This is a genomic window from Vibrio sp. 1727, assembly GCF_033344415.1.
GTDB classification, from domain to species: domain Bacteria; phylum Pseudomonadota; class Gammaproteobacteria; order Enterobacterales; family Vibrionaceae; genus Vibrio; species Vibrio alginolyticus.
In genome coordinates, this window is record NZ_JAWPOT010000002.1 from 152,103 (window position 1) to 163,777 (window position 11,675).

The 11,675-nt window shown below is 46.4% G+C and carries 12 protein-coding genes; 10 read left to right on the forward strand and 2 right to left on the reverse strand.

From position 1 onward, the window contains the following. The first annotated feature begins 44 nt into the window (after positions 1 to 44). The 10 genes from R8O10_RS03030 to yegS all read left to right on the forward strand — a co-directional run bounded on the left by R8O10_RS03030 (position 45) and on the right by yegS (position 10,517). On the forward strand, positions 45 to 1,346 hold the full coding sequence (locus R8O10_RS03030) for an anaerobic sulfatase maturase (RefSeq protein ID WP_213915796.1): 1,302 nt from the start codon (positions 45 to 47) through the stop codon (positions 1,344 to 1,346). 85 nt (positions 1,347 to 1,431) lie between these two features. After that, positions 1,432 to 2,415: an AAA family ATPase gene (locus R8O10_RS03035; protein WP_213915795.1), complete on the forward strand. Its 984-nt coding sequence runs from the start codon at positions 1,432 to 1,434 to the stop codon at positions 2,413 to 2,415. A 12-nt stretch (positions 2,416 to 2,427) separates the two neighbouring features. Continuing rightward, entirely contained in the window at positions 2,428 to 3,390 is a 963-nt protein-coding gene (locus R8O10_RS03040) for a DUF58 domain-containing protein (RefSeq protein ID WP_046875998.1), read from the forward strand. Next, positions 3,391 to 3,969, forward strand: coding sequence for a DUF4381 domain-containing protein (locus tag R8O10_RS03045; protein ID WP_213915794.1), 579 nt, complete (start codon positions 3,391 to 3,393; stop codon positions 3,967 to 3,969). Continuing rightward, positions 3,962 to 5,032 carry a vWA domain-containing protein gene (locus R8O10_RS03050; RefSeq protein ID WP_213915793.1) on the forward strand — a complete coding sequence of 357 codons (1,071 nt, stop codon included), beginning with the start codon at positions 3,962 to 3,964 and terminating at the stop codon, positions 5,030 to 5,032. The genes R8O10_RS03045 and R8O10_RS03050 overlap by 8 nt, the downstream gene beginning before the upstream one ends. Then, positions 5,025 to 6,755: a vWA domain-containing protein gene (locus R8O10_RS03055; protein ID WP_213915792.1), complete on the forward strand. Its 1,731-nt coding sequence runs from the start codon at positions 5,025 to 5,027 to the stop codon at positions 6,753 to 6,755. The genes R8O10_RS03050 and R8O10_RS03055 overlap by 8 nt, the downstream gene beginning before the upstream one ends. After that, a complete protein-coding gene (locus tag R8O10_RS03060) occupies positions 6,752 to 8,053 on the forward strand; it encodes a BatD family protein (RefSeq protein WP_318191087.1) in 1,302 nt (433 codons plus the stop codon). Before R8O10_RS03055 ends, R8O10_RS03060 begins: the two co-directional genes overlap by 4 nt. Positions 8,054 to 8,102: 49 nt before the next feature. Then, on the forward strand, positions 8,103 to 8,528 hold the full coding sequence (locus R8O10_RS03065; RefSeq protein WP_005376542.1) for a bifunctional diaminohydroxyphosphoribosylaminopyrimidine deaminase/5-amino-6-(5-phosphoribosylamino)uracil reductase RibD: 426 nt from the start codon (positions 8,103 to 8,105) through the stop codon (positions 8,526 to 8,528). Between the two features lie 172 nt (positions 8,529 to 8,700). Beyond that, positions 8,701 to 9,606: a LysR family transcriptional regulator gene (locus tag R8O10_RS03070; RefSeq protein WP_005376541.1), complete on the forward strand. Its 906-nt coding sequence runs from the start codon at positions 8,701 to 8,703 to the stop codon at positions 9,604 to 9,606. Positions 9,607 to 9,614: 8 nt separating this feature from the next. Then, a complete protein-coding gene (gene yegS, locus R8O10_RS03075; protein ID WP_318191088.1) occupies positions 9,615 to 10,517 on the forward strand; it encodes a lipid kinase YegS in 903 nt (300 codons plus the stop codon). Between the two features lie 81 nt (positions 10,518 to 10,598). Here the strand turns inward: yegS and R8O10_RS03080 are convergent, their stop codons facing one another. Next, positions 10,599 to 10,934, reverse strand: a complete 336-nt coding sequence (locus R8O10_RS03080; protein WP_318191089.1) for a NirD/YgiW/YdeI family stress tolerance protein — start codon at positions 10,932 to 10,934, stop codon at positions 10,599 to 10,601. Positions 10,935 to 10,949: 15 nt separating this feature from the next. Further along, positions 10,950 to 11,597: an AcfA family outer membrane beta-barrel protein gene (locus tag R8O10_RS03085; RefSeq protein ID WP_318191090.1), complete on the reverse strand. Its 648-nt coding sequence runs from the start codon at positions 11,595 to 11,597 to the stop codon at positions 10,950 to 10,952. Positions 11,598 to 11,675: the final 78 nt, after the last annotated feature.

Sequence of the window (11,675 nt, forward strand, 5' to 3'; positions counted from 1 at the left end):
AGCGCTCACGAGGTTATTTGGGTATATGTAATAGTGAGAAACGTATGAGTAAGATTTCCCCTCGCCATTCTACTACCATGCCTATTGTTCCTCTTAAAACGGCGTCTAAAGCGCCTGTTCTGGGCGCGTATGACCGTCGATTCCATGTGATGGCAAAGCCAGGCGGAGCAAAGTGCAACATCGATTGTCAGTACTGCTTTTATCTGCATAAAGAAAATCTACTGTACCAAGAAAAGCAGCCAAAAATGGACGACGCAACACTGGAAGCGTTCGTGAAAAGCTATATCGAAAGTCAGGATGGCGAAGAAATTGTATTCTCATGGCAGGGCGGGGAGCCGACGCTGCTTGGGTTGGACTATTTCCGCAATGTCGTAGCTTTGCAAAAGAAATATCAGCCGAAAGGCGTTCGCATTGAAAACGACCTTCAGACCAACGGCATTTTGCTAAACGATGAGTGGTGTGCGTTTTTAAAAGAGCACAACTTCCTAGTTGGCTTGTCGATTGATGGACCACGAGAGCTGCACGACAAATATCGCAAAACCCACAGCGGTAAGCCAACGTTTGATCTCGTGATGAAAGCGGTAGATAAGCTCAAAGCGCATGGCGTGAAATTCAACGCGTTGGTCACGGTGAATCGTCACAATGCGAAATACCCGCTCGAAGTATATCGATTTTTAACCCAAGAATTGGGTGTGACTTATATTCAGTTTGCGCCGGTGGTAGAAGCCAACAACTTCCAAACAACCGCGCCGCAGTTTTGGAACGAACAGATGATCCCAACCAAAGGCAGTGATCTGGCTAAACCGGGGCATCCAATGTCGATTGTAACGGATTGGTCAGTCGATCCTGAAGACTGGGGACGCTTTTTAATGGCGACCTTTGAAGAGTGGGTGAATAACGATCTTGGCCGTGTGCTGGTTAATCTGTTTGAAACCGCGGTGGCGCAAGTAATGGGGAAACCGTCTCAGCTTTGCGTGACGGCGGAGTTTTGTGGCAAAGGGTTGGCGATTGAGCACAATGGCGACGTGTTCAGTTGCGACCACTATGTGTATCCAGAATACAAACTCGCCAACATTCATGAACGCTCACTGAATGAAATGGCCTTCTCTACAAGACAATATACTTTTGGCATGGCAAAACGCGATTCATTGCCGACGTATTGTAAGCAATGCCCTTACTTGCCTTATTGTTGGGGTGAGTGCCCAAAAAACCGTTTGATCAAAACGCCGAATGGTGAGAGTGGTCTAAACTATTTGTGTTCGGGAATCAAAATGTTCTTTGATTATGCGTTACCGATGTTGGTTGGTCTTGCACAACTTCTCCAATCTCAAGAACCGCAAAGATAACATAGTGAATATAACCTTAAGTTATTTCATTTGTTCTTATACTTAACTATCGAAAAGACGGCTTAAACCATTGAAAAGGTATCCTATGAACCACGCACAACAAGCGATAAAAGAACTCATCGAACAAACAGAAAAAAGCGTCATTGGACAAAGCCACGTGGTTCGAGCTTTAGTCATCGGGTTATTAACAAATGGGCATATTCTGCTAGAAGGTTTACCGGGAACGGCAAAAACACGTTCCGTAAAATCGTTGGCGAACTTGTTAAACACCAGTTTTGGTCGAATCCAGTTTACGCCGGATCTTTTACCATCTGACGTGACGGGTACTGAGGTTTATCAAGAGCTGGAAGGTAAGCCGCAACTCCACTTTCAACCAGGGCCTATTTTTAACAGCATTGTACTTGCTGATGAGGTCAACCGTGCACCAGCCAAAGTACAAGCGGCACTACTTGAAGCCATGGCCGAAGGCACAATCACGGTAGGCGATAAAACTCACGTATTGCCAGACTTATTTATGGTGCTTGCAACGCAAAACCCTGTAGAGCAAGAGGGCACGTACCCGCTGCCAGAAGCGCAAATGGACCGCTTTATCATGAAGGTTACCGTCGATTATCCAGAAGATGACGCCGAACGTGACATCATTCGTCTGGTGCGCAGTGAAGAATTGGGTGCGGAAACCAGCAGCGAAATTATTACGCCAAAACACATCGAGCCAGACGTGGTGCTAGAAGCGCGCCGTCAGTTACCAAACATCGTGGTATCGGACCTAGTGGAAAACTACATCGTTGCGTTAGTGATGGCGACTCGTAAGCCAGAGCGTTATGCCGATTCAAACTTAGCAAAATGGATTGAGATTGGTTCTAGTCCTCGTGCTTCCATCGCACTCGACAAATGCGCTCGTGCGTATGCGTGGATGCAAGGACGTGACCATGTGACTCCTGACGATGTGCGTGCCATTGTTCCGTCTGTATTGGGCCACCGTTTTTCTTTGACCTACGATGCACTAGCAGACGGAGTCGATCACCAACGAGTCGTACAAGAGCTGCTAGATTGTGTAGAAATTGGGTAAGTGGGAGGCATTATGGCTAAGCCAACTCTTGCGCCAAAATCACAGGGGATGGATCCTCGTTTGTACTGCGATTACGCTCGTTTAGTACGTCTTCAAGCACAAGCAGAATCATTCAGTTTACTTCCTCACCTAAAGGCGGGTAGCGTACTCTCTGGCCGACACAATTCGTTGTTTCGCGGTCGTGGATTGAACTTCGAAGAGCTGCGCCATTACCAATTGGGTGACGATATTCGTAACCTTGATTGGAAAGTTACGATGCGTACAGGTAAGCCGCACGTACGCAGTTATACAGAAGAAAAAGATCGCAACGTAATCGTGTGTGTCGACCAGAGAAGCACAATGTTTTTTGCTTCGACGCAAGTAATGAAATCGGTTGTCGCGGCAGAGATCGCAGCGATGTGTGGGTGGCGAGTATTAAAAGATGGCGACCGAGTCGGTTTTGTCATCGCATCCCAGCAGGCGTTGTTTCACAGCAAGGCACAGCGTTCGCAAAACGATCTTCTGGCGCAACTTAAACGTCTCGCTAAAGCCAATCAATCGCTCAATGTGGACTCCCGCAATTCCGAAAAAGTAACGTTCAGTCAATGGATTGAGCTTATTAAACGCATGAAGCTCAAGCAATCCACTTTGATTTTTATCAGCGACTGGAGCGACTGCGAGGAGCACCACCTTGATCACCTTAAACAGCTACAACAGCACAACGATGTTCTTGCAGTGATGGTCAGTGACCCATTAGAACAAGCGCTACCAGACGATTTGGCAAAATCGAAATGGGTGGTTGGTGATGGGCAGTATCAACTCAATTTAGACAGCAAAGCAAAGGTAGAAGCTGCGAGCGCAAAGCTTGAGGCTCGAACTAGCTTACAGCGTCAATCACTCTCTCAACTTATGGCGATGAAACACCTTCCGCACATCGAACTCGATACGACAGGTGAGCACATTAAACAATTCCAAAAACTGGTAGGAGGGCGTTAAATGAGTGATCTTCCTACGCCTCCGAGTACCTACATACTCAGAGAGCTGCATGATGTGGCTGTACCACCCAGCGTGAGTTGGTACCCGCAAACTATTGGCTGGAAAATTTTAGCGGCGGTTGTGCTCATTGCATTGGTGTATGTCGTATATCGATTGGCTCGGCAATGGTGGCATAATCGTTACCGAAAAGAGGCTCTAATGGCGATTTCGCAAATCAAATCGAGCAACAAAGATATGCCTAAAGCATTGTTCTCGGTGCTTAAAGTAGTGCTGATTCATATTGATAGCCGCAACGCGAAATTGTTTGATACCGCCTTTCTGCGCAAGCTCGATGCGTTGTATCCGCAAACCGAAGATTCTCAAGCAAACTCGCTTGTGGTCTTTAACGATGAGCTTTCAAAGCGCTGGCTACAAAGTATTGTTGACCCAAGGGTTACGCTAACCAACGAAGATCGTGTAACGCTAATTGCTCGTGCGAAAAACTGGGTGAGTGAACACCGTGGTGATGCTCAAAAAAGCGCGGCAAAGAAATCACCACGATTGAAACGCAAAGCACATCAGGGAGGTCAACATGAATGATCTTCTTGCATCGATAACTGGTTTGTCTGGTTTTGAATTTGCTCACCCAATGTGGTTTCTGGTTTTGCCCTTGCCGTTGGTGGTGTACTACTTGGTGCCTGCATATCGCACTAAGCAAATGGCGATCAAAGTGCCGTTTTTTAGTCAGCTGGTGGAAGCGATTGGCGAGACGCCATCAGAAGGTGCAAGCCAGTTGACCCCGAGTTGGTGGCAACGAGCAACGTTAATTCTCTCATGGCTTTTGGTGGTGTGTGCGATGGCAAAACCCACCGTGTTAGGCGAGCCTCAAGTTCGCGAGAGTTTAGGGCGCGATGTGATGGTGGTGGTGGATCTTTCGGGCTCCATGGCCGAGCCAGATTTCACCTCACGTACAGGCGAAAAAATTTCTCGTCTTGATGCGGCAAAAGAAGTGCTGTCGGAGTTTGTTCAGTCTCGTAAAGGTGACCGATTAGGTTTGGTGCTTTTTGGTGATGCTGCTTTCGTGCAAACGCCATTTACCGCAGACCAAAAAGTGTGGCTCGAACTGCTTAACCAAACCGATGTGGCGATGGCAGGGCAGAGTACCCATCTTGGTGATGCGATTGGCTTAGCGATTAAAGTTTTTGAGCAAAGCGATAAGTCGCGTGGTGCTTTAGAACAAGACCAAAACCGTGAAAAAGTCGCGATTGTATTAACCGATGGTAACGACACGGGCAGTTTTGTTGAACCGATTGATGCGGCGAAAGTTGCGAAAGCCAAAGGCGTGAGAGTACACGTCATTGCGATGGGCGATCCGGAAACGATAGGTGAAACCGCGTTGGATATGGAAACGATTCATCGCATTGCGAAAGAATCCGGCGGTGAAGCGTTTGAAGCACTCAACCGTGATGAACTATCGGCTGCCTACGACGAAATTGGCAAACTGGAACCTCAACTTTACGAAAGCACCACATACCGCCCAAAACAAAGCCTTCACCATTACTTGATGGCGTTAGTGGTCATCATGCATTTGCTAGCGTTCAGCGTCGCAACACTCAAAAGAAGGGCTGTTACACGATCATCATTAGGAGAGAGCGATGTTTGATTCTCTTAGTTGGACGCAATTCTTTACGCAGTTTCATTTTATTCGACCACTGTGGTTACTGGCTTTGGTCCCCATGTTTTTCTTGGTGTGGTTACGCTGGCGAGAACAAAGCAAGCCAAGCTGGAAGGATATTCTGCCCGAACATTTACGCAATGCTTTGACGATAGGTGAGCGAGGCTGGCGTAAGCAACTGCCGCTTAAGCTCTTGATGCTGATTGTGTTCATCGCCATTGTGATTTGTGCAGGCCCAACGTGGCAACGAGAATCTTCTCCCTTTGGCGAAGATAAAGCCTCTATGCTTGTGGTGCTTGATAACAGTGACTCGATGCTGCAAAAAGATCTCCCACCAAGCCGCCTTGAGCGTTCCAAACAGAAAATACGCGATTTGCTAGCCGCGCGAAAAGGCGGAAAAACGGGTTTAGTCGTGTTCGCGGGCAGTGCTCATGTGGCGATGCCTATAACTCAAGACAGCAAAGTATTTGACCCATTTTTGGCGGCCATTACGCCAGAGATTATGCCCGTGCAAGGTAAGCTTGCCGAAAAAGCCTTGCCGTTAATTGACCAACAATTGCAAGGTCAACCCGGCTCCACCGTTCTGTTGGTGAGCGACGGCGTGAACCCGGCCACGATTGAGCAATACCAAGCGTATTTCTCGGGCAAACCTTATCAACTGTTAATTCTTGCGGCAGGGAACGCTGACATTGTGAGTAACAACCCAATGGATTTGGATTCTCTACAAAAACTGGCCAGCCAGACCAACGGTCGATTGGTGGAAGTGACCGTCGATAACAGTGATATCGAGCAACTGAACCGATACGTTGAGCGCAATATGCAGCTTAATGGCGAATCTTCAATGCCTTGGAAAGACATGGGATATCAACTTCTGTTCCCAATCGCGCTGATCATGATGCTGTGGTTTAGAAAAGGGTGGTTAGTGCAGTGGTGCGTGATTGTAATGGTGAGCGGCACGTTATTGATGCCAACCAGTGCAATGGCGGAGAACATTTCTGTTAAAGCCGAGCAGCCACAAGTTGTGCAAAAAGTGACGACCTTCGACAAGGTGGCGCAATGGTGGTGGGATTTGTGGCTGACGCCAGACCAACAAGGACAGCGTTTGTTCAACCAACAAGCGTATTTAGAAGCTGCAAAACACTTTGTCGATCCATTACGCAAAGGCACGGCGTACTACTACGCTAGCGAGTTTGAGCTCGCGCACAGCGCTTTTTTGGAAATGCAAAACGACCCGTCCGAAGAGGTTCGAGATTACGGTCTTTATAATGCGGCGAGTGCATTGGCGCGTCAGCGTGAATATTTGGCTGCACGTGACTTGTTAAAATCCCTAGCCAACAAGCCAACGTTGAGCGAGAGGCTAAGACCGGATGTTGAGCATAACTTGAAAGTGATTGGTGGTATTGTAGAGGACATCAACCGGATGAGTGAGAGTCAGGCAGGAACAGAGCAAGAAGCATCAACCGAGCTAGGCGATAACCCTCAAACCGCAGAAGGGGCGGATGAAAAAACGTCAGCGGAGTTGATGATTAAAGAGACGTTAAGTGCAGACGACATCTTAGGTAGCCAAGAATTAGCCGACAAATGGTTAAAGCGAGTCGAAGCGGATCCTAAATACTTCTTAAATGCGAAGTTTCAGATTCAATTGCGTTCAATAGAAACCGGAGAATCAACTTCTACTGCGAACGAAAATACAGAGGAGGCGGTGCAATGATGAAAAGCCACCGTTTTACGCCCTTTGCTTTACCCTTGTGGTTAGTTATCTGTTTCGGTTTCCTCCTGAGCAGTAGTGTGTTGGCTCAAGATATTCGTGACGTTCAACGAGAGCATGGTGTTGAGTTACAAGCGTGGGTTGGTAAACAACCAACGGCTGGAGAGAAGCGTAAAACACCAAGTTTTAGCGTCAATGAGCAAGTTATTTTAACCATCGAAGTGGCAACGCCGCGTTGGTTTACGGGTGGTACGAGAATTGGCAATATTGAAATACCCAATGTTATCGCCAAACAGCGTAATCAACTAGCAACCAACTTTACTGAGCAAAAAGAGGGACAAACTTGGTCGCGTCAACGCTGGGAAGTGACTTTGTATCCACAAGCATCTGGTGATTTTGTGATTCCACCTGTCGCTGTGGGCGTTCAGGTGTCGGCGCCGGATGGCGAGAAGGTGTCAGGCACACTTTATACGCAGCCGATTAAGTTCAAAACTGTCTTGCCATCGGGATTGTTGAGCGGTGATACGCCTTGGTTTTCTGCAACGCACGTAGACGTAAAACAAGAGTGGGAAACCTCCACTGAGTCACTCAAAGTTGGGGATGCAATCACGCGTAAAATCACCATTTCGGCTCAAGATTCACTATCTGTATTGCTACCAGACTTGTTGAAAGGAGAATCAACAACCCGTTATCAAGCGTATCCTCAACCCCACCGTTTGACAGATACGCAAACACGTGGTGATTACCAGTCAACACGCACAGAAGAGAGCGTGTACGTGATTCAACAAGGTGGTGAATTAACCCTGCCGGATTATGAGTTCCGTTGGTGGAACAGTAAGACTCAGCAAGTGGAAACGGTGATGTTAGAGGGCAAAACTTTTGCCGCGAAGCACACGTTGAAGTCCTTCATCAGAACGTACTTTGAATGGATTGTTTCCACGCTTGTGTTGCTGGGTTTTGTGATTATTTCATTGGTAGCCATTAAACGTTACTACCGCAACAGACCGACACCAGCATGGCTGACGTTCCACCGTTTGTTAAAGGCTAAACGTTGGTCTGAAGCAAGGACCATATTGTACAAACAATTGCGTTTAAATACGGCCGAGCTAGAAATGACCAAAGCCGATACGAGTGAATCGTGGCAAAAAAGTGCGTCGCGAATGCAAAATGGTGAAAATAGCGCTCATTTACTGAAGTCGATGTGGCGCAAAGTCCAGACCAAACAAAAACGCTTTAAATTCCGTATTCCGCGAGCGTTACCAGAACTGGACAAAGTCATTGGAAGAGATGGCAATGAATAAAACGGGGCGCTAATATAGCGCCTCGTTTTTATTAGAGAATAGAGTTCAAATGAGCCAAGAGTTTATGCGCCGCGCATTGGAAGTGTCCAAAAATGCGCTTCCTGAATGTCAACCCAACCCGCCGGTTGGCTGCGTGTTAGTGAAAGACAATCAAATCGTTTCTGAAGGTCATACTCAAGCGATTGGTGGCAATCACGCGGAAGTGGAAGCGCTGAATGCGTATCAAGGCTCGTTGGAATCGGTGACGGCATACGTTACGCTGGAACCGTGTTCGTTTGTTGGTCGCACGCCAGCTTGCGCGGTGACATTAGTCAAATCCGGCATAAGCAAAGTCGTCGTAGCCATATTGGACCCCGACCCGCGCAACAGTGGTCGAGGTATCGAGATTCTAAAACAAGCAGGTATAGAGGTAGAAACTGGTTTATGCGGCGAGGAAGTCAGCGAGTTTCTTACCCCTTACCTAGGCAAAGCCTAAGTCAAGCTTTACGTTGCACTACGGTGCCAGTTTATGTAGTGAATGAAGTGCGTCAAAATTGAGTTAAAACTCATTAAAACAAGCGATACCGCCCATTTATTGCACTTCGCTACGTGAAGGATCATGCTGTTAGATTAAAATAGAGAAAGTGACTTTTGAAAAATTTAATAGCATGAAACCGACCGACCTTAATCTTATTCCCATTTTCACTGCCATCTATGAAGAGCGTAACTTGTCTCGGGCGGCGGCGCGTTTAAACATCACCCAGCCTGCGGTGAGTAAAGCGCTAGCAAGGCTACGTGATATCTACGATGATCCATTGTTTCATCGTTGCGTTAAAGGTGTCGAGCCTACCTCGTTTGCGATGGATATTTATCCTGCTCTTCTAGCTTCAGTACAAAATTTCACTTCGACATTATCGGCCTCTAGTGAGTTTGACCCTAAAGTGTCGAATAGAGTGTTTTCTATTGCCTGTGTGTCCGTTGCAAGCTTTGAGTTGCTACCTCAAGTCATGAAACAAATCCGTGTGTCGGCGCCAAATGTTGCATTAGAAGTACATCCGCTTTTTACGGAAGATTTTGAAAGTGATCTGCGGTTACAACGATACGATTTGATCATTGATATCACACCAAGAGCAAGAACGGTGTTAAAACTGGAAACTGTACTTACGGAGCGTTTGGTGGTGGTATGTAGCGAAGCGCATCCACGCCTGAATGACGAGATTACGGCTGAACAATTTTTTGAAGAAGAACACGTAGTGGTTTCGCAGTGGCAGAGTCGTAAGAGCTTGTTAAACGCCGATGACATTGTCGACTTGGATAAGAGAAAGATTAAGTATCGAGCCTCAGGCGTACTAGAAATGCTCCCAATTATTTGTGGTAGTGAATACATTGGTTTAATGCCAGAGTCGATGATCAACTTGTTCAATAACACCTATCATGTTAAATCTTTATCAATGCCATTTGATGAACAAATGTATGAGCTTTGTACAATCTGGCATCCTAGTCGCACAAACGACAGCGCCCATCAGTGGTTACGTTCACAGATTAAGCAAGCAGGAAAAGTCATCAACCAATAGGAAGTGCAATGAAAAAGACAATACGTGCCATCCTTAACGGAAAAAAAGCTGGGAATCCAGAGTTAAGAGATGCAATCATGAAAATGAGAGAAAAAGGCATCGACGTACCGGTGCGTGTGACGTGGGAATCTCAAGACATGCCGCGGCTAGTTAAAGAAGCGGTTGATGAAGGCATTGAACGTATTGTTGTCGCTGGTGGCGATGGGACCGTCAATGAGGCGGCTTCTGCGATTATTCAAATTGACAAAGAAAAACGCCCTGAGTTAGCCATTATTCCCCTTGGTACCGCCAATGACTTTGCTGCCGCTATTCAAGTACCTAATTCCATTAAGGCGTCTTTATCTCTTGCTGTTGAGGGGCAGTCCGCTTTGGTCGATTGCGTCAAAGCGAACGATCGCTGCTTTATTAACGTGGCAACAGCAGGGTTTGGTGCAGAAGTTACAGCAGAAACGCCTGTTGAACTCAAAAACTTTCTTGGCGGCGGAGCTTACACGTTAACTGGTGTTATAAAAGCACTTGGCTTTAAACCATATGACGGAACAATAAAGATTGAAGGTGGCGCGTATCAGGGAGAAATGTTGCTCGGTGCGTTTTGTAATGGGCGCCTTGCTGGAGGTGGGCAAGAGTTAGCTCCAAAAGCGATGATTAATGATGGGATGATGGATCTAACATTGGTGCGCCCATTTTTACCTCATGAGCTGCCTAAAGTAATCGACGAGATCAATAACCCGAGTGAGAAAGGAGAGTTTGTGAAGTACACTAAAGCAAGCTGGTTGGAGATAGATTTTCCGAATCCATTGCCTCTTAATTTAGATGGAGAACCTTATCATTCGAGAACCATTAGATTTGATGTTCAGCCTAAGAGTATACGATTAGTCGTACCGCAAGATTGCCCTTGCTTGACTAGCTAAACGAGCGTTTTCCATGATTATTGCGTAACACAGCCACTAAAATGTGGCTGTGTTATTTGTGTTGAGGTATTAGTCAACTTCTTAACGTTTTTGAATGGTCTCAACGTCTATTTGCGTAGTTGTCCAATCTGAATCAACCTCTCCTCGAATCATTACGGTATCTTTTGGTGTCACTTCTTGACCCATCCAATCTTCGTTGTCGATCTCTACTTCGATCTCACCAGTGTTGTCTTTGAACAAGTAAGTCTCGTTACCAAATGATTGAACAATATGCCCGGTTAGCACTACAGCGCTGTTGTCGGTTGCGTTGCGCGCCTCTTTCACCGTATTGATTGCACTGACTTCTGGACCATTAAACGCGGCGAAAACCGAGCTTGAAAGTAGGGCAAGCATGGATGTTAACAATACTCTTTTCATTATCCTCTCCTGATATTAGAAGTAATAAGTTGTGCCTACATTAAAGGATGCAGTGTTTGCGTAGCTGTCTAGTTGGTATTTTGCGTTTGCGCCAATGGTGAGCTTTGGCAACACTTGGTATTCCGCGCCCACAGAGAACATTGCGCCTAACTCGTTGTTTTTCTCTGAGCTATGGAAAAGCGTGTTGCTTATTTCCACATCGTCATTCACGACAAGCTCATATTCTTGATGTTGAGCAACCTTGGCGTCGTATTGCGTGTAAGTTAAACCCGCTTTGAATTTTGTTGTCCATTTATCACTTAATGTATAGTTAAACACTGGTGCTAGCGAGACTTGTTTGGCTGTGATCGAGGAATCCCAATCCATTTCATGATGGTAATCTTTGCCATCAATTGTCTTGATACCAAGGTTCTTAGAACGGCCGTCATCAAGGTCAAACTGGCTGTAACCCAGTTCCAATGCCCAGTTGTCATTAAATGCGTAACCGACAAAGCCTGAGAAAATACCGTCTTCAAGCTCAGGGTTGAGTGTTACGTTGTCAGTTGAAAAGTGAGGTTCCAAATCATGGTCAGTGGTGCCTAGTCCATATTCCAGACCTACATAAGGAGCCGCAGATACCGAAACTGAGCAGGTAACAAGTAACGCAAGAAGTGTTTTGTTCATTTTATTTTGCCTCTTCAAATCAACTTAGTGAGTAGAAGCGCATTTTGTGTGAAGAAGCGTGAAGCGATCGTGAAGAAA

Excerpts from the sequence above, each read along its gene's own strand:
- R8O10_RS03035 (WP_213915795.1), top strand. The coding sequence starts at position 1,432 with ATGAACCACGCACAACAAGCGATAAAAGAACTCATCGAACAAACAGAA.
- R8O10_RS03040 (WP_046875998.1), top strand. The coding sequence starts at position 2,428 with ATGGCTAAGCCAACTCTTGCGCCAAAATCACAGGGGATGGATCCTCGT.
- R8O10_RS03065 (WP_005376542.1), top strand. The coding sequence starts at position 8,103 with ATGAGCCAAGAGTTTATGCGCCGCGCATTGGAAGTGTCCAAAAATGCG.
- R8O10_RS03055 (WP_213915792.1), top strand. The coding sequence starts at position 5,025 with ATGTTTGATTCTCTTAGTTGGACGCAATTCTTTACGCAGTTTCATTTT.
- R8O10_RS03070 (WP_005376541.1), top strand. The coding sequence starts at position 8,701 with ATGAAACCGACCGACCTTAATCTTATTCCCATTTTCACTGCCATCTAT.
- R8O10_RS03050 (WP_213915793.1), top strand. The coding sequence starts at position 3,962 with ATGAATGATCTTCTTGCATCGATAACTGGTTTGTCTGGTTTTGAATTT.
- R8O10_RS03030 (WP_213915796.1), top strand. The coding sequence starts at position 45 with ATGAGTAAGATTTCCCCTCGCCATTCTACTACCATGCCTATTGTTCCT.
- R8O10_RS03045 (WP_213915794.1), top strand. The coding sequence starts at position 3,391 with ATGAGTGATCTTCCTACGCCTCCGAGTACCTACATACTCAGAGAGCTG.
- R8O10_RS03060 (WP_318191087.1), top strand. The coding sequence starts at position 6,752 with ATGATGAAAAGCCACCGTTTTACGCCCTTTGCTTTACCCTTGTGGTTA.
- R8O10_RS03085 (WP_318191090.1), bottom strand. The coding sequence starts at position 11,597 with ATGAACAAAACACTTCTTGCGTTACTTGTTACCTGCTCAGTTTCGGTA.
- yegS (WP_318191088.1), top strand. The coding sequence starts at position 9,615 with ATGAAAAAGACAATACGTGCCATCCTTAACGGAAAAAAAGCTGGGAAT.
- R8O10_RS03080 (WP_318191089.1), bottom strand. The coding sequence starts at position 10,934 with ATGAAAAGAGTATTGTTAACATCCATGCTTGCCCTACTTTCAAGCTCG.